We start from the raw sequence: 19806 nt of genomic DNA on the forward strand, positions 1-19806 counted from the left end.
CCAACACGCCGCAGCGTGCAGCGTGGCGCAGCTTTGGCGTCCTGACAAGTACAACTTTTGGAGGATTTGCATGCGCTTGCCGCGTTCCATATTTGTTACAGCCGCGCTGGGCCTGAGCGCGTCGCTAGCCATGGCGACCGAGCCCGGCCCGACCCTGGGCGCTCACGTGTTCCTGGGCCAGGGCGAGGGCCTGGGCACCGATCCCGCCGTAACACCAGCCATGGATACCGCCGCCACCGGCAGCGTGCTCGTTGCCTTCAATGCAGGCTATGCCAGTAACGAGGGCGCACCCAAGGACACCTACGGCAATCGCTGGAAAGGACTGGGCCCCGCGCTCACCTACGCGAATTACGGTGACCGCTTTAACGTGCGGCCCTACGTGGCGCTCACGGCCAAAGGTGGCAACGGTCACGCCTTGTCGGTCGGCAAACCGGGCGAACCGAAGGGTGAGATCTCCGTACCCTTCATCGAAGTGCGCAACGCTAGCCGTGTGCAGGCATTCGCACAGAACTATGCCAGTGCCGCACTCATCGTGGCCAGCAAGAGCATCACCGTGGATGGCCCCGCCACCCTCCTTGCCTTCTGGTGGGGTGATGGCGGCGTCAAGCGCATGACCGCCATGCCAGGCGATGGCTTTACCCTGATCGATAGCTTCCTGCAGCTGCCCGACGAGAGCGGCGTGCAGGGCGCCGTCGCCTGGCGGCAAGTCGATAAGGCCGGCACCTACGAAGTCCACTGGACGGTGGCCCCGGTGCAGGGCGCGGCGCTATGGATCATCGCGATTCGCTAGCCGGTTCTGATCGAATCCGGACACCTTGTCCGGGTTCGGACAGATACCATCGAGGCGCCATGCGGCCTGCGCGACACTAGCGAAAATCGGCACGAAAACAGTGTCCGATTCCGGACGTCTGCGCCTACAACGAAGGTGCTATTTTCTTTATCTTTCATGCGCTTATAGTGGCTCAACGATATCTCCCCGGGCCACGGCGGCATGGCGAATGGATCGCCACGGCATGGAATAGCCAGGCAAGGATGCCACGGCAACGGAACTGGGTAGGGAAAACAGCAGGACGCATAGGTCACGGCGGCCTCGGGCGATATCGGCCCTCCCCTCTTCGCAAGGAGCACACCGATGAAACGGATGTCCCTCCGCGCCGTGCGCGCGGCCTCAGCACGCCTCTTACTCCGCAAGCACTTCCGCGCTTGGCTCGCGCCCGGGTCCCGCCGCCCCCACCGGCGGCCATTCGCGATTGGCGCCACCATCCCATTCCAGGCGCAGGTCGTGTCGCCAGCGCTGGCCCGCCCCGTCGACGATCTGCCGGGGACGGAACAGCCGGATGGGCTCATCAAAGCGAACGCGTACCGGAACGGCTTCACCGTACGCCTCGGCAAGATCGACGACTTGCTCCCCAGTGTCCGCGGCAACGAGATCTTCCACCTGACCATCGGGTCATTCATCTGGACCGTACCGCTCGAGGATGACCCCATCTCGGGCGATCTGTCACCGGACCCGGTTGAATTTGAGATCCCCGCGACCTTCGCTGGCACGACCGCATACGACAACGTGACGTTCAACATGACGTGGCTGGTCGAATATACTGCGGGCGGCTCATCCGACAATGGCCTGCCCGCCAAACTCACCATCGACACGGTACCGCCTGCGCCGGGCGCGGCGATTCCGGGCGCGCTGATTTTCTCCCCCGATATCATCAGGAACGGCATCACCTCACGGACCTTCGCCGGAAAGGATTACATCGAGGCGCGGGTGCCGGGCTACACGGGCGAAAAGCCGGGTGACTGGCTCCGGCCCTATATCAACGGCAAAATGGATACCGATGACACGCACTTCACCGTGATCCCCTTCGCCGACTCGGGCGAAGTGATGCTCCGCTTCTATCGGTCGTTCATTGAATCCCTGGGCGATGGCAACTGGTCGTTCCAATACGACGCGTTCCCACGCGAGGAAGTCGCCTCGCAGCTCTCCAAATCCGTTGAGATCAGCGTCAACCTGGAAGACGCGCTCGAAGACCTGGATCCGCCGGAGGTACCTGCCTACGACGATGACCCGGCGGGTTCCCGCCTGATCGACGAGGCCGATGCACGGGCATCCGTCCTCGTCCGGATTCCGTCGAATCCAGGCATCACCACGGTGGACTCGATCGAAATCCTCTGGGGCGACACGGTGACCGCGGGCCCCGTGAGAGTGGAAAACCCGGCGCAGATCGAAATAGCGCTCGAGTATGCCGCAGTGCTCAGCGCCTGGCTTTTGGAGAATGAGGCAGCGGACGACATCACCGTAGACACCGACGTGCGTTACAACGTCTACGGCGAAGAAGGCAACCTCCGCGGTACGTCGGATCCGCACCACGTCGAGGCGAATCTGCACGTGGGCGGTGGCGTGGTGGATCCCGACCCGGGCACGGAACCGAACGAAAACCTGCCGCCCCTTTCGACCCAGTCGGACAGCGGCGCCATCAACCGCATTACCCTGGTCGATAGCGGTCTGGACGCCAAGGCCCTCGTTCCGAAGCAGTCCTTGCTTGACGATGGAGCCGGCGGGTTCGTGCCTTCGTTCGGTGTCGGCGATGTGATCCGGATCGTCGCCGCGGACGATACCGAACTGGCTAGCCATACGGTGATCACGGCCGACCTCACGCCGTCGGATGGCGACCTGGAAATAACGCTTACGTGGGCCGGCGGGCTCGGCGACCTGCCGGGCGGTATCACGCCATTTGCGTACTGGATCGAAACCCAGGCGGGTGGCGGGACCAACCTAAACAAGTCGCCGTGGACCAACGTCGTCATTGAAGACGCTAGCGCGCTGCCCGGCGGCGGCACCCTTCCTGGGGTCATCATGCCTGAACGCGGCGCCCCCCCCGGAGACCGGCGACGGCGTGGCCCTTGGCCATATCGTCAATGGCGTGGCCATCGGTTTACCCACCGACATCACCAACTTCGACCCGGAGACGGACACCATCACGATCTCCATCCCGATGTACGCCAACCGGCATACGGGCACCGAGACGCCAGTGCCAGGCTTCGGCGATATCGAAGGCCAGAACCGCTTCGTGCTCCGGCCGCCGCATACGGTGCGCGAGGCCGAGTCTGGCAACGTTGCCGAGCCACCCGTAGGGAAGCCGTCTTATACGACCCGTCCGCCGATCACGGTCCCGCACATTCTGTTCCGCCTCGAACCGTCGCGGATCCCTGAGCTTCATGGCAGCAGCTTCTACCACACCCACATCGTGTGGACGATCACGAACAGCGTGGGCACGGGCACATCGCCGACCGACCCGGCGGGCATGCTTAAAGTGACGTTCGAGACACGCGGCGAGGTCACTGATCCGACCGGAAGTTGATGCGTTGTGTCATTGAGCATGTCAATCGGATTCCATTCGACGGATAACACAGGTCAAGGGAGAGACATCGATGAATCGCGAACGGAACATCGCCCGCTTACCGGCGGCGGCCACCCGAGATTTGCACCACGCACCACGGGCGGGCGTACAGTCGCTTGCCCGCCCGCAAGCCAGGCTCATGACCCCTCGCATCAACGGCAAGGAGATCGGCCTGCTCGGCTTTGCCGACCTGCTCGATACACCCGACAAGCGGGTGTACGTGACTTGCGGAGCCGATATCGTCATCGGACCCGCCGAGGCGGAGTTGTGCTGGGGCGTCGATGACGGTGGTAAGCCACGTGTCATCACGCATTACACGATCCCTGACGAGACCGATATGCTCGTCTTCGATATCGCCGGGACCGCGATCGCCGGCATCGAGAATCCCATCGATGGTAGCTTCGCCGGTGAAGGGGTGCACGACGTCTACGTCCGCGTCAATTACGGTGGCAGCACCGACGATTCCCCGCACACCACCGCCACCGTCAAATGCCGGCCGCCGGGCGGCCCTGACCCGGTCGGTGGCACCCGTGACATCAACGAGGGGCTGCCCAAGCCCACCGTCACGCCCAGTCCGGTCCCGGACGACCCTTCAGGCCGTGTCATGGTCATCATCGAGGGATACAAAGTGCGCTTCCCCGGTGACCGGCTTACCGTCGAATGGGGTGGTGCCAAGCTGGATCCCGTGCCCAGCGATGGTGAGGGCGCGATCGTCGTCAACGTGCCCAGGGAGGTGATCGAGCGCGTCGGCGGTGGCCGGGTGCCAGTGAGCTATTACATTTACGACGTGGCCAGCAACTGGTCGAAGTACGCTCCCTATGCCGATCCGGATGTCGAGATCGATCCCGGCACGCTGGTTGCGCCGCAGCTGCTCTATGCCAGCAACGCGGCCGTCGATTCGCTGATCGATCTGGAGGTGGTCGGCAAGGATCATGTCACCGTGCGCGTACCGGTGCGCAACCTCAGTATCGGCGACGTGGTCAATGCCTGGTGGGAGGCCACCCTGCCCGACGGCAGCCGGAAGGCCTATCCATCCGAGGACCTGATCTTCGATGACGAGGATAGCCAGTTCTACCTCGATGCGCGGATCGACAACGCCACCGTGCTCGAGGCCGCCGGTGGCACCGTCAAGATCTGGTATGCGGTCAAGGGCGGCGCCACCTCGAAGAGCCGCCGCTACCGTGTCAGCGAGCTTGCCAACGTCGCCCTGCCTGCGCCGCGCGTGCCGGCCGCCGTCGGCGACGAGCTCGATCCCTTCGCGAGCGACCGCGAGATCGAAGTGCTTGTGCCCTACAACGGCCTTACCCAGCCGTACCTCGTCGTGGGTGCCCACGTGAAGGTCACCGTCATCGGCAAGGCCGGCACGACACCGAGCTACTGGTCGGACGAATTCGACCTTTCCTCCGGCGACCTTGGCGAGGACGTGCCGTTCTATTGTCCGCCGCGTGAATTGCGGTCGGTCGAAAATGGCACTGCGGATTTCTTCTACGAGATTACCCAGCCCACCGTATCGGTGGCCGGCGTGCCTGGCCGGATCCTCGCGACGCCACGCACCTCCGAGATTCTCAGCCTAAAGATCCGCCGGGCTGGCGCGCTACCTGATTACCCCGCGCCCTCTGTTGACGATGTTAGCGATGGCCGGCTGGATCCCGACCTTGCGCAGACGAGTGTGCGCATCCCACTGCCCGAGCAAGGAGGCCCGCCACGCGGTGTGGACGTCACGCTCAGCTGGCAAGGCAAGGTGCCCTACACCACGACCGGTAAGGTACCCGTCACCGGCCAACTTACGTTTCGGATTACGCGGAATTACATCGACGGCAACCGCGATAGCGAGGTGAGCGTCAGCTACAGCGCCGGTGGCAGACCATCGGCCGTCGAGACGTTCTTTGTCGGGACAAGACAGGTCGAACTGCCGCCGCCTGAAGTCGAGGATGCCCCGGGTGGTGTGCTCCCGCCAATCAAGGCGAAGGATGGCCTTAAGGTCCGGATTCCGGCCGACTTGCCCAATGGCACTAGCGTCGTCCTGCATTTCGGCAGCTATACGACGCCATCGATCACATGGCCAGAAGCGCGGCTGATCACCGTGCCGGCGGGCGAGGTCGGCCGGCGGCTCGGCACCACCGTACCGGTCTCCTACACCGTCAACGGCGATCGCACCTCACCCGTGCTGCAACTTACGGTGCAACCGATCGACGATTTCGATACCGGCGTTCTCCCCATTCCCACGTTCAAGGAACTGGTCGGCGATGTGCTGGATGCGACCCGGACCGCCACCCTGCATGTCGATCCCTGGCCACTGATGGCGCTTGGACAGAAGGTATGGTGCAGCGTGTATGGCACGAATACGAACGGCCAGAGCGTGTCACTCGAGATCTGGGACGGCGCCGGCCTCAACAGCGACGAGCTTAAGAACGGATGCAATAAGGTGCTCACTGCCACGTGGCTTAGTTCGCTCAAGGACGGCTCCGAGATCACGATTGAGTTCGCGGTGACCTTTGACCAGTCGGATACCAAGGAAAACGCAGTAACTTTCCCCATCAAGGTATGCCTCCTCCGAAACGCTCCGGACGTCGATACGTTCGATGATTATGAAATCGGCCAGGTACCAACGCTCGTGACGCGCTTTTTCACGGCAACGGGCAACTACAAAACAACCCTGTTCCACATACGCAATGTCCCGGCTGGCGCCCCGCTCCTCGAAGGCAAGCGCATGGAAGTACTATTCAACCCGGTCAGCGCCATCTTGACCCTCCACAAGGAAGCCAGATACGTGCGGTTCGCCGCATACAACTACAGGGCCGACATTTCAGCCGTGATAACACTGAAGGACAAGGCTGGAAAACACCTACACGTCGTACATCTGCCACCAGAAGAACCTCAATCGATTGAATACACCGCGTCGGCCGATCCAGTTCATGAAATTGAGGTCAAAGGGAGCCCGCAGATCGATAATTTCACCGCTCGGTAGAGCGCGGACACATGATCGGCCATCGACACCACTGGCTCGGCACGACGCCATCGGCCAAACGCCTACCCCCGGCTAGCGCGCTGGTTGTATAGGCCGCCCCCCCGCGCCAGGGCTATAAATGATTCCGCGAGCGCAGGCTATTGGAGGCCTGCGGAGTACACGGGGGATCGCATGAAAGCCGACGGGATGGTGGAGCGCGGAAGGTACCAGGGGAGCGGATTCGGGGCGGTGGCCAGCCAGGCTGGCGCTGCCCTGGGCGTCCTCGGCCTTTCGGCCTATGCCTATGCGTCGGGTGATCACCGGCGCGGGGTATGGGCATGAACTGTGAGCTTCCCTTTGATGCATCCCTTGATCTGACGGTACCGGCGCGGTTTGCGCGTGTGGTGGCGGCGTGGCCGGAGCGGCTGGCCGTTGCGTCCGATGATCTTTCGCTGACCTATGCGCAACTCGATGCTCGGAGTGACGCGGTGGCGGCCGGCTTGCAGGCCGCGGGCGTGGAACCCGGGGCGTATGTCGCGCTGCTGATGGAGCGCTCGGCGCTCGCGCTGGTGGCCGTGTTTGGTGTGTTGAAGGCTGGGGCCGCGTTTCTTCCGATCGATGGGACGTGGCCGGCGGAGCGCGTGGTGTTTGCATTGCGCGATGCGGATGTGGCTGCGGTGATTGCGGATGAGCCGGGCGTGGTCCAGGGGGATGAGGTTCCGGTGTTTGGGATGGGGGAGTTTGAGACGGGTTCGTTCTCGCATCGCGCGCAAGCGCGCTCCTACAGTGGTGCGGCTGATGATCTTGCGTATGCGATGTATACCTCGGGGTCGACGGGGACGCCTAAGGGTGTCGAGATACGGCATAAGTCGATCCTGCGGCTGGTGTTGAAGTCGCATTACATGGATTTTGAATCGCCGCGGATCCTGCATGCGGCGCCTCTTGGGTTCGATGCGTCGACGCTGGAGATCTTCGGGCCGCTGTTGAATGGCGGTACCTGCGTGGTTTACCAGCAGCGCGTGCCTACCGGTTGCGGCATTGCGAAGACTGTTGAGACGCACGGTGCGGAAGTCGCCTGGCTTACGGCGGCGCTGTTCAACGCGATCGTCGACGATAACGCATCCAACCTGGCTGGCCTGCGTTGCATCCTGACCGGTGGCGAGGCCCTTTCGGTGCCGCATGTGCGCAAGGCGCTCGCGGCATTGCCAAACACTGTTCTGATGAACGGCTATGGCCCGACCGAATGCACGACGTTTACGACCACTTATACGATTCCGCGCGACCTGCCGGATGACACCGGCGCGATTCCCATTGGCATGGCCATCGGCGAGACGTCGCTGCATGTGTGGGATGAGAACCGCCAGCCCGTCGCCGAAGGTGAGATCGGCGAGCTCTATATCGGTGGCACGGGCGTGGCCCGTGGCTACCTCAACCGGCCGGAGCTGACGGCGGAGCGCTTTGTCGCTTCCGAGCATGGCACGTTGTATCGCACGGGCGATCTGGTGCGGTTCCTTCCGGATGGGAACCTGGCGTTTATCGGGCGTGCCGATGGGCAGGTGAAGATCCGTGGGTACCGGATTGAGACCGGGGAAGTTGAGTTTGCGTTGCGGGCGTTGCCGGGGATTGCTGCCGCTGCGGTCATCGCGCGGGAGGATCAGCCTGGGGATAAGCGGTTGGTGGCTTATTACGTGCCGGTGGACGGTAACGTCGATCGCGCGCAAGCGCGCTCCTACAGGGATGCGTTGGCGCAGGTGCTTCCTGAGTACATGGTGCCTACCGCGTGGGTGCGGATGGAGGCATTGCCGATCAATGTGAATGGCAAGCTGGATCGCAAGGCGTTGCCTGCGCCGGATCGTGCCCGGCCGGAGCTGGCGGCGCCTTATGTGGCACCGCGGGGTGCCACCGAGCTTGCCCTTTGCACCGTCTTCGCGGAAACCCTCGGCGTGGAACGCGTCGGCCGCGAAGACAACTTTTTTGATCTCGGCGGTAACTCGCTGCTGGCGACGCGTGCCATGGCGCGGATCCACGCTGAGTTGTCCGCCGTTCCTACCCTGGTCGGCTTCTTCGCGGAACCGACCCCGGCCGCCATCGCGGCCACGGTGGAGGGGCGTGCTACCCGGCAGGCGTTGGCGGGACGCCTGGCGAGTGGCACGCCGGCGGGGGGCGAGCCGGTGGCGATCATCGCCATGGCCGGACGCTTTCCCGGTGCGCCGGATGTGGAAACGTTCTGGGACAACCTGTGCGAAGGCCGCGAGTCGATCCGCTTCTTCACCCCGGAAGAGCTCGACCCGGCCGTGCCGGCCAGTGATCGCGACGACCCGGGCTACGTATTCGCCCGCGGCATCGTCGATAACTGCGGCGATTTCGACGCGCCGTTCTTCGGCATGTCCCCGCGCGAGGCCGAACTGACTGACCCGCAGCAGCGCCTGTTCATGGAGTTGTGCTGGGAGTGCATGGAGCGCGCCGGCTACGTGCCCGATGGCCAGGACGTGCCGGTCGGCGTGTTCGGTGGGATGCACAACGCCACCTACTACCAGAAGCACATCAGCGGCCGCCCGGACCTGATCGAAAAGCTCGGTGCGTTCCAGGTCATGCTCGGCAACGAGAAGGATTACGTCGCCACGCGCGTGGCGCACAAGCTCAACCTCACCGGCCCGGCGATCAGCCTCAACACGGCGTGCTCGACCTCGCTGGTCGCGATCGCCCAGGCCTTCGATGCCCTGCGTGCGGGCCGCTGCAATATGGCCCTGGCCGGCGGCGCTTCCATCGCCTGCCCACCGAACAGCGGCTATATCGCGCAGGAAGGCTCGATGCTTTCGCCGGATGGCCATACGCGCACGTTCGATGTGAACGCGCAGGGTACGGTGTTCAGCGATGGCGCCGCCGTGGTGCTGCTCAAGCGCCTCTCCGATGCGCTGCGTGATGGCGATCCGATCTACGCGACCATCCGCGGCGCCGCGATCAATAACGATGGCGCGGTCAAGGCGAGCTTCACTGCGCCGAATGCCGCCGGTCAGGCCGCCGTGATCACTATGGCGCTGGACAATGCCGGCGTCGAAGCCCGCGATATCTCCTACGTCGAAGCACATGGCACGGCCACGCCGCTCGGCGACCCCATCGAAATCGAAGGCCTCACCCAGGCCTTCCGTCAGACCACAAACGACGCCGGCTTCTGCGCCATTGGTTCGCTGAAGAGCAACGTCGGTCACCTGGTGATGGCGGCCGGCGCGGCCGGTGTGATCAAGACCGCGCTGGCCATGGCCGAGCGCCGCCTTCCCCCCTCGCTGCACTTCACCGCACCGAATCCGCGTCTGAACCTGCAAGCCTCGCCGTTCGTCGTGAACGATACGCTGCGGCCATGGCAGAGCGCCGGTCCGCTACTCGCGGGCGTTAGCTCGTTCGGCGTCGGTGGTACCAATGCCCACGTGATCCTCGAGGAAGCGCCGGCACGTACGCCCTCGGATGCGGCGACAGGCCCGCAGTTGCTGACGCTTTCCGCGCGCACGCCAGCGGCACTTGCGGCGGCAGCGGCGCGCCTCGCCGACCATATCGCCATGCACCCGGATGGCAACCTGGCCGACACTGCTTTCACACTGGCGCGAGGGCGCAAGGCCTTTGGCCAGCGCACACACATCGTCGTGGTCTCCGCCACCGATGCCGAAGCGCATCTTCGCGATATTGCCGCCGCAGCGATCTGCCATACCAGCAGTAACCCCGCACCCGGCGTCGTCTTCCTGTTCCCTGGCCAGGGTTCGCAGTACGCCGGCATGGGCCGCGAACTGCACGCCACCGAGCCGGTGTTCCGCGCGGCGATCGATGACGTGGCCTGCGCCCTGCGCGACGAACTCGGCTTCGACCTGCGTGAACGGATGTTCGATGACGATGCGGAGGCTTTGAAGGCCACCGCGCTGACCCAGCCGGCGACCTTCGCCCTGGAATACGCCCTGGCTCGCCTGTGGATGAGCCTGGGCGTGCAGCCGGTAGCGATGATCGGCCACAGCGTCGGCGAGTTCACGGCGGCGGTGCTGGCCGGTGTGATGTCGCTGGACGATGCCGCCCGCCTCGTTGCCCGTCGCGGCCGCCTTATGCAGGCGCTGCCTTCGGGCGCCATGCTTTCCGTTCGCCTGGGGGCCGCCGAACTGCGGGTGCGGCTTCCGGGTGCTTTGTCTCTGGCGGCTGAGAATGCGCCGAATGCCACGGTGGTTTCGGGCACGCACGCTGAGGTCGATGCCTTCCGCGTCGCACTGGAAGCCGATGGCATCGCTTGCCGGCTGCTGCATACATCGCATGCGTTCCACTCTTCGATGATGGATCCGGTGTTGGAGGCATTCCGCGCTGAGGTCACCGCGATCGAACTACACGCGCCACGCCTGTCGATTATTTCCACCGCCACCGGCCTGCCGCTTACGGAAGCGGAAGCGACCTCGGCGGATTACTGGACACACCACCTGCGCGACACCGTGCGTTTCTCGCCTGCCTTGCTGCACGCGCTGGAAGAAGCCTCGCATGCATTCGTCGAAGTCGGCCCGCGTAGCAGCCTGACCCAGTTGAGCCGGCAACATGCGCAGGGGCGCGGGCGGACGATGCTCGCTTCACTGGGCGATAACGCGGCTGAAGAGCGGGCCGCGATGTTGAATGCGGCGGGTGCGCTTTGGGCCGCTGGGGTTGGCGTGGATGTGGATGCGTTTGATCACCGGGCGAATCGCCGGCGGGTGCGTTTGCCGACGTATCCATTTGAGCGGAAGCGGCATTGGGTTGAGGCGCGGATTCCTGCGTCGTTGACCCCGATTGCGGCGGGTTTGCCGTTGCAGGTTGAGATGATTGTGCGAACGGCGTCGCCCACAGGGTGGGCTCCCACGATGGACGCCACGACTACTGAAAGCTCGCGCTTCACGGAGCGCGAGAACGTTGAGCCTTTGTCTACTTTGCTTGAGGCCTTGGAGGCCACTATGCCGATGCCCGCCGCTTCTGCCCGCCCGCAGCGTCTTGTGACTGAACTGGTTGCCTTGTTCGAGGATGTATCGGGCACCGAGCTCGAAAATATCGACCCGGGCGCGAACTTTGTTGAGCTGGGCCTGGATTCGCTGTCGCTGACCCAGGTGGCCTTGCAGTTGCAGAAGACCTACGCGTTGAAGATCACCTTCCGCGAACTGATGGATGGGTGTTCCTCGTTCGAGCGCCTGGCGGCGCATATCGATCGTCTCCTGCCGGCGGATACCGCGCCGGTGGCACCTGTGGCCGTGCCGGCGCCTGTCGCCGCACCGGCCATGGCGGCGGCACCGGTCGCGCCTATCGCGGCCGGTGGTGGGTTGATCCAGGATGTGATCGCGCAGCAGATGCAGATCATGCGGGACCAGCTGGCGTTGCTGTCGGGCGCCGCCGCCCCGGCGGTGATCTCTGCGGCGGCCCCCATCGTGGGAGCCCACCCTGTGGGCGACGCCGTTCGTCCCAGTCCCGAACCCGCAGCACCCGCAACGAATGACGCCGAAGAAGCCGCCCTCGTCCACACCACCTACGACGTCAAGAAGGCCTTCGGCGCCATCGCCCGCATCCACTCCGGCGGCACCGACCTCAGCAACCGCCAGCGCGCCCGCCTCGACGCTTTCATGCGCCGTTATATCGAGCGCACCAAAGCCTCCAAGGCCTACACCACCGAACACCGTGCCCACCTCGCCGACCCGCGCGTGGTCAACGGGTTCCGCCCGTTGCTGAAGGAAATCATCTACCAGATCGTGGTGGAACGGTCGAAAGGCCCGAAGGTATGGGACCTGGATGGCAACGAATACGTCGATGCCCTGAACGGCTTCGGTATGAACCTGTTCGGCTGGCAGCCCGACTTCGTGCTCGATGCGGTCCGCGGTCAGCTCGATGCGGGCTATGAAATCGGCCCGCAGCACCCGCTCGCCGGAACCGTGGCGAAGCAGGTCTGCGACCTCACCGGCTTCGATCGCGCCGCACTGTGCAACACCGGCTCCGAAGCAGTGATGGGCTGCGTCCGCGTCGCCCGCACCGTGACCGGCCGCGACACCCTGGTGATCTTCACCGGTTCGTACCACGGCATCTTCGATGAAGTGATCGTCCGCGGCACCAAGAAGCTGAAGTCCGTGCCCGCCGCGCCGGGCATCCTGCGCAACACCTCCGAGCACGTACTGGTATTGGATTACGGCACCCCGGAATCGCTGCAGATCATCCGCGAGCGCGCGCACGAAATCGCCGCCGTGTTGGTCGAGCCGGTGCAGAGCCGCCGCCCGGATTTTCAGCCGGTGGAGTTCCTCCAGGAGCTGCGTGCGATCACCGAGGAAGCCGGCTCGCTGCTCATCTTCGACGAAGTCGTCACCGGCTTCCGTTCCCACCCGCGCGGTGCGCAAGAGGTGCTCGGCATCGACGCGGACATGGCTTCTTACGGCAAGGTCGTCGGCGGAGGCTTCCCGATTGGCGTCATCGCTGGCAAACGGCGCTTCATGGATGCGCTGGATGGCGGCGACTGGCGCTTCGGGGATGCCTCGGTGCCGACGGTCGGCGTCACCTATTTCGCCGGCACCTTCGTGCGCCACCCGCTGGCCCTGGCCGCGGCGCACGCGGTGCTGACCCACCTGGCGGCAAACGGCCCGGGTCTCCAGGCCACGCTGAACGGCAAGGTCACCGCCATGGCGGAGGAGATGAACGCGTTTTGCGCCAGCGTCGGTGCCCCGATCAAGGTGGTGCACTTCGCCTCGGTGTGGAAAACCACGTTCACCGAAGACCACCCGCTGCAGGACCTGCTGTTCGCGATGATGCGCAGCCGCGGCATCCACATCCTGGACAACTTCCCCTGCTTCTTCACCACCGCGCACCGCGAGGAAGACTTCGCCGCGATCGTGAATGCGTTCCGCGAATCGATCCTGGAAATGCAGGAAGCCGAGTTCCTGCCGCGGAACCGCGAGGTGGCCACGCTCGATCCGAACCAGCCGCCCGTCCCGGGCGCCCGGCTGGGCAAGGATCCGGATGGCCAGCCCGCGTGGTTTGTTCCTAACCCGGATGCGCCGGGCAAGTACCTGAGGGTTACCGCATGACGCCCAACGAGCTGGCCGCCGCCACAGCGGTCGACTATGACCCGTTCGCCGGTGCGCCCGTCGCGCACCTCGTGCCGACAACGGAACCGCAACGCGAGGTGTGGCTGGCATCCCGGCTGGAGCCGGAAGCCTCGCTGGCGTACAACGAAGCGGTAGCGATCAGCCTCAAGGGCTTGCTCGACGTCCCGGCCCTCGAGTGGGCGCTGCAGGCGATCGTCGATCGCCATGAAGCGCTGCGCTCGACCTTCAGCGGCGATGGCGAAAGCCTGTTCATCGCCGACCACGTGAACCTGCCGCTCGCCTCGCACGACCTGAGCCTGCTGGCCCCGTTCGAAAGCGATGCCCGGCTGATGGCGGCGTACTCGCGCATTGTCACGACGCCGTTCGACCTGGAGCACGGCCCGCTGGTGCGCGCCGAGCTGTTCCGCCTGGCGTCCGATCGCTTTGTCCTCACCATCGCCGCCCACCACATCGTGTGCGACGGCTGGTCGTTCGGCGTGATCGTCCGCGATCTCGCCATGCTTTACGCGGCGCGCACCGGCCAGGGCCCCGGCCCGGCACCTGCGCACGCGTTCTCGAACTTCGCGTTGGCCGAGGCCACGCACGCTGGTACGGGAACGGCACGGGAAGACGAACAGTACTGGCTGGCCCGCTTTGCCGGCACGGCTCCAGCACTGGACCTCCCCACCGACCGCTCGCGTCCGCGCCGCCGTACGTTCACCTCACGGCGCGAAGACCGCACGCTGGATGCCGCCGAGGTCGCAAACATCAAGCGCCTCGGCGCATCGCACGGCGCCAGCCTGTATGCCACGTTGCTCGCTGGGTTCGCCCTGCTGCTACGCCGCGTCGCCGGCCAGGACGATGTGGTGATCGGCATCCCCACTGCAGGCCAGGCCGCCGAAGGCCTGGATACGCTGGTGGGCCATGCCGTGAACGTGCTGCCGCTGCGTGCGCGCATCGACGACACGGCCAGCTTCGCCAGCACGCTCGGCACCGTGCGTAACGACCTGCTCGATGCGTTCGAGCACCAGCGTTACACCCTGGGCAGCCTGCTGCCGAAGCTCTCCATGGCGCGCGATCCCTCACGCCTGCCGCTGGTGAGCGTGTTGTTCAACCTGGACGCGGTGCTCGATGAAAGCACCGTGCGCTTCCCGGCCATGCGTTTCAGCGTGGAAGCGATCCCGCGCGAGTATGAGAACTTCGAGCTCTTCATCAATGCCGTGCAGGTCGATGGCGCGCTGCGCCTGGAATGCCAGTACAACGCCGACCTGTTCGAAGGCGCCACGATCCAGGGTTGGCTAGATGCCTACGCGACCTTGCTGCGTGAGGCTGCGCGCGAACCCACCGAGGCTGTGGCGCAGCTGCCGCTGGTCTCCGATGCGGTGTATCGCGAACTGGCTGCGCTGCAACCTGCGCCGACGCCGTTCCCCGAACTGCGCCTGGCCCACGAATTCTTCGAGCAACAGGTCGATCGCGCGCCCGAGCGCGCCGCCGTGCGTTATGGCGATCGCTCGCTCAGCTACGCCGCGCTGGAATCGCGCGCGAATCGGATCGCCAACACCTTGCGCGAGCGTGGCATCGGCCACGGCGCCCTGGTCGGCATCTCGCTCGGGCGCGGCCTGGACATGGCTGCCGCCGTGCTGGGCGTGATGAAGTCAGGGGCGGGCTATGTGCCGCTGGATCCGGCCTTCCCTTCCGATCGGCTCGCCTTCATGGCGGAAGATGCGGCGCTGGCCGCGCTCGTGGTCGATGACGATACCCCGCTTTCGTTTGCTTTTGATGCCGAGCGTGTCCTCGCGCTCAACAGTGATGAAGTGATCCACGCTTCGATCGACCGTCCGGAGCGTAACCGCAAGGCCGCCACCCCGGACAGCGTCGCCTACGTGATCTTCACCTCCGGCTCGACGGGTCGGCCGAAGGGCGTGCGCGTGCCGCACCGCTCGGCGGGCAACTTCCTGACCAGCATGCAACGCGTCCCGGGTATCGCACCGGACGACCGCCTCGTCGCAGTCACGACGCTCTCGTTCGATATCGCCTTCATGGAACTGATGCTACCGCTCACCAGCGGTGCCGAGATCGTCGTGGCCGGGCGTGATGACGTGCGCGATGGCGCCCAGCTGCGCCGCCTGATCGAGGAAAGCGATGCCACGATGATGCAGGCCACGCCGGCCGGCTGGCGCCTGCTCGTCGATGCGGGCTGGCACGGCCGCCCGGCGTTCCGCGCTGTCTCCGGCGGCGAGCCGCTGCCGGTGGATCTGGCTGAAGCGCTGCTCGATCGCTGCGGTGAAGTGTGGAACGGCTACGGCCCGACCGAAACGACGGTGTACTCGACCTACTGGCGCGTCTCCGATCCGCGCGAAGGTATCTACATCGGCCGCCCGATCGCCAACACCACCGTGCACATCCTCGACGAGCAGGGCCAGCATTGCCCCCTCGGCGTGCCCGGTGAAATCCACATCGGCGGCGCCGGCGTCACTCTGGGTTACCTCGAGCGCCCGGACCTTACGGCGGAACGCTTCCTTGTTGATCCGTGGTCCGAAACGCCTGATTCGCGCATGTACAAGACCGGTGACCGTGGCCGCTGGCTGGCCAACGGGCTGCTGGAACATCTCGGCCGCCTGGATTTCCAGGTGAAGGTGCGTGGTTATCGCATCGAGCCGGGCGAAATCGAATGCGTCCTCGCCGACGTGGCCGAAGTGGCACGCGCCGTGGTCATCACCCGCGAAGACCGCCCTGGCGATGTCCGCCTCGTGGCCTACGTGGTCGCGCGCGAGGGTATGAGCCTCGACGAAGACCTGCTGCGCGGCCGCCTGCGTGCGCGTTTGCCTGACTACATGGTCCCGCAGCACATCATGCTGCTCGATGCGATTCCGCTGCTGCCCAACGGCAAGATCGACCGCAAGGCGCTACCGGCACCGATGGCGCACTCGCTGGCCGAAGGCGGTGAGCGTATCGCCCCGCGCAACGAAGACGAGCGCCGCGTCGCGACGGCAATGGAAGCGGTGCTCTGCCTGCCTGACCTGGACGTGCGCGACGACTTTTTCGCCCTTGGCGGCCACTCCCTGCTGGCGGCGCAGCTGACCGCCCGCCTCAACCGCGAGTTCGGCATCACCCTTTCGTTCCGCACGCTGTTCGATGCGCCCACGATCGAGCAACTCGCCGCCGCGATCGGCTCACAGGTCGCCAGTGGCAGCACGCCGGCCGCCGAACCGATCGCCCACCGGATCGATGCCGAGCAAGACCACGCCCCGCTTTCGCTGATGCAGCGTCGCCTCTGGGCACTGGAACGGATGCACCCGGGCCGCGTCACCTACAACGCCCCCTCGGCCCACCGCCTGCGCGGACCGATGGACGAGCACGCCTTCGACATGGCGTTCCAGGCGCTGATCCAGCGCCAGCCGAGCATGCGTACGGCGATCCGCGACCTGGGGGCCGAGGTGATGCAGGTGGTGCAGCCGCAGCTCACCTACCCGCTGTTCCCGGCCGAGGATCTCAGCGACTTGCCAGCGGACGCACGCGAAGAGCGCCTTATGGCGCGCCTGTGTGAACTCACCGACACGCCGTTCGACCTGGCCGCGACGCCGCTGTTCAGCGCGCGCATGTTCAAGCTGGCTGATGGCGACTACGCCATGTTCTTCATGCCGCACCACATCATCTGGGACGGCTGGTCGTTCGATATCTTCTACAACGAGCTTTCGGCGCTCTATCGCGCGTTCGCTGCTGGCCAGCCTTCGCCGCTGGCCGCGTTGCCGGTGACCTACGGCGATTTCGCCGAGTGGCATGCGCACTGGCTCGAATCGCCCGCGTTCCAGACCCAGCTCTCGTTCTGGCGCAATCGTCTGGCCCAGGTCGGCGATGTACGCGCGCTGCCCACGGACTACCCGCGGCGCCCCGGCATGTCGGGCCTGGGCCGTACCGAGTGGATCCACGTCTCACGCGAACATACCGATGCGATGCACGACGTGGCCCGCCAGGCGGACGCCACGCTCAACATGACCTTGCTCGCCCTGTACTTCGCCATGCTCTCCAGCTCCGCCGGCCAGCGTGACCTGGTGGTGGGCACGCCGGTGCGTGCGCGCAACCAGACCGAAGTCGAATCGGTCATGGGCTACTTCAACAACCTGCTGCCGCTACATGTGCACGTCGATCCGGGCCTGTCGTTCCTGGAATTCGTCCGCCATGTGAAGCGCACGGCGATCGATGCCTTCGGCAGCCCGGATGTCCCGCTGGAATACCTGCAGCGCGAACTGAAGGTCGGCCATGGCGCCGGCGCTACGCTCTACCAGGCGCTGTTCTCGTTCCAGGATGCGCGCCAGCGCGCGGTCGATTGGGGCGGCCTGGAGCACGAACAGATCCTGCTGTTCCAGAGCGGCGCCACCGAAGACCTAGGCATGTGGTTCCTCGAAAGCCAGCGCGGCATGGTCGGCGGCGTCACCTATAACGCCGACCTGCTCCAGGCCGGCACGGCGCGGCTCATGCGCGAGCGCTACCTGGACATGATGCACGTCGTCTCGCTGAACCCGTCGATCGCGGTGGGGCAGCTCACCGCGGCGAGCACGCTGGAACGCGACCGCATGCGCACATGGAACGCCGGTTGTGGCGGCTCGCCGCTGCCCGCCGACCTGTTCGCCATGGTCGATGCGCAGGCCACGCTGACACCGGACAGCACCGCGGTCCGCCACGGCCTGCGTAAGCACACCTACGCCCAGCTTGTCGGCCACGCCACGCGCATGGCGACGATGCTACGTGATCGTGGCGCGGTGAACGGCTCCGTCGTCGGCCTGTGCGTCGAGCCTGGTTTCGACCGGCTTGCCGGCGCACTCGCGATCGGTCTCACCGGTGGCAACGCCTTGCTGCTGGATCGTGCCGACCCCACCGCACGCCTGCGCGATATGGTGACCGATGGCCGCATGACGGTCCTGATCGGCGATGCCGCGCTGGAAGCCCCGCTGGACTGGCCGCGTGCCTGCGCCCTGTGGCTGGATGCGGATCACGCCGAGCTGGAAGCAACCGTCGGCGATGCCAGCACGTTCGGCATGCGCGTGTGCGCCAACGCGGCTGCGATCGCCTTCCACGTACCGGGCCCGGACGGCCGTGCGCATGGCGCCTCGCTCTCGCACGCCGCGATCGCCGGCATGGTCCACGGCCTTTCAGAAGCGCTCGCGGTCGATGCGGGCCAATGCATCAGTGGCGACGCCATGCCGGCCGACCCGATGTCGATCATCGAACCACTACTCGCTCTCGGTTGCGGTGCCACCTGGGAAGTCCAGGAGCCGCACGGCCTTGCCCACGGCGAACTCGCCGACCTGGATTGTTTTATCGCCTCGCCCGAAACCTGGAACGCGCTGTTCGAGCAGGGTTGGGCCGGTGATGGCCAGCTGCGTGCGGCCATGCTCGGCGGAACACCGACCCAGGAAACCGCGACGCGCATCGCCGATGCGACCGCCGGCCTGTGGACGCTGTTCGGCGATGCGATGACCGCACCCGTGGCAACCTGTGGGCGCGTGGAGCGCGCCGCTGATGCCCTGCATGCGGGGCGCCCGATCGGCAGCAATGAACTGTGGGTGCTCGATAGCGATGGCGAGCCCTGCCCGATCGGCGCGACCGGTGAAATCGCCGTCGCGGGCCAGGCGCTCTCGCAGCGTTTCGGCACCCGCGCCACGGCCGAACACGCCGCGGCCGAGGCGCAGATCCTGCGTACCGGCTACCGCGGCCGCTGGCTGGCCGATGGCCAGGTGCAGGTGCTCGATCGCGGCGACCGGCGCATCCGCCGCCAGGGCCTGGATCTCGAACCGACGGCGGTGGAAGCCGTACTGCTCGGACAGACCGGCGTCGTGCGCGCCCTTGCGGTGCCCCGTACCAACCGTCTGGGTGAGCAGCGCATCGATGCGTACGCGGTGGGCGCGCCCGGCCTCCAGCTGGATGCCGAAAGCCTGCGCGCCGCGCTGGCCACGCAGCTCCCGGCGTGGTCCATGCCGGCCCACCTGATCCTGCTTGACGCCATGCCGTTGTTGCTCACCGGCGAGCCGGACGTCGAGGCCTTGCCGCTGCCCGAGGAACGCGCCGCGTTCGCCGATACGGACGCCGACACGACCGAGCCACGCACGGAGAGCGAACGCCTGCTGGCCAGTGTGTGGTTTGAGCTGCTTGGCATGAACCGGATCCGGACCAGCGATAACTTCTTCGACGTGGGCGGCCATTCGCTGCTGGCGGTCGACATGGCGCAACGCGTGCAAAAGCTGACCGGCATCCAGATGAACCTGCTGGATATCGCCAACGGCACGCTGGGCACCCTGGCCGCCGACCTGGCCGTGGCTAAACCTTCTGCTCCACCACCCGCCAAGCGCAGCGGCCTGCTCGGCAAGCTGTTCGGCCGCGGCTGAGTTGCGACGTCATCAAAAGGGGGAGA

The 19806-nt window shown here is 65.6% G+C and carries 6 protein-coding genes; 5 read left to right on the forward strand and 1 reads right to left on the reverse strand.

Going from position 1 to position 19806, the window contains the following annotated elements:
- Window positions 1-70: 70 nt before the first annotated feature.
- Complete coding sequence (locus VGN46_RS13495; RefSeq protein ID WP_331644230.1) at window positions 71-790, forward strand: hypothetical protein; 720 nt, start codon at window positions 71-73, stop codon at window positions 788-790.
- A 342-nt stretch (window positions 791-1132) separates the two neighbouring features.
- The gene (locus VGN46_RS13500; protein WP_331644231.1) at window positions 1133-3211 is read left to right on the forward strand and encodes a hypothetical protein; all 2079 of its coding nucleotides are present in this window, start codon (window positions 1133-1135) and stop codon (window positions 3209-3211) included.
- 18 nt (window positions 3212-3229) lie between these two features.
- On the opposite strand, the gene VGN46_RS13505 is transcribed toward VGN46_RS13500, so the two are convergent.
- Complete coding sequence (locus tag VGN46_RS13505; RefSeq protein ID WP_331644232.1) at window positions 3230-3379, reverse strand: hypothetical protein; 150 nt, start codon at window positions 3377-3379, stop codon at window positions 3230-3232.
- Between the two features lie 158 nt (window positions 3380-3537).
- Between VGN46_RS13505 and VGN46_RS13510 the strand changes: the two genes are divergently transcribed.
- The 3 genes from VGN46_RS13510 to VGN46_RS13520 all read left to right on the forward strand — a co-directional run bounded on the left by VGN46_RS13510 (window position 3538) and on the right by VGN46_RS13520 (window position 19780).
- The gene (locus tag VGN46_RS13510) at window positions 3538-6366 is read left to right on the forward strand and encodes a hypothetical protein (protein ID WP_331644233.1); all 2829 of its coding nucleotides are present in this window, start codon (window positions 3538-3540) and stop codon (window positions 6364-6366) included.
- A 317-nt stretch (window positions 6367-6683) separates the two neighbouring features.
- Entirely contained in the window at window positions 6684-13397 is a 6714-nt protein-coding gene (locus VGN46_RS13515) for an amino acid adenylation domain-containing protein (RefSeq protein ID WP_331644234.1), read from the forward strand.
- Entirely contained in the window at window positions 13394-19780 is a 6387-nt protein-coding gene (locus VGN46_RS13520) for an amino acid adenylation domain-containing protein (RefSeq protein WP_331644235.1), read from the forward strand. The genes VGN46_RS13515 and VGN46_RS13520 overlap by 4 nt, the downstream gene beginning before the upstream one ends.
- Window positions 19781-19806 lie beyond the last annotated feature (26 nt).

Origin of the sequence: Luteibacter sp., from assembly GCF_036500425.1 — a bacterium.
GTDB lineage: Bacteria > Pseudomonadota > Gammaproteobacteria > Xanthomonadales > Rhodanobacteraceae > Luteibacter.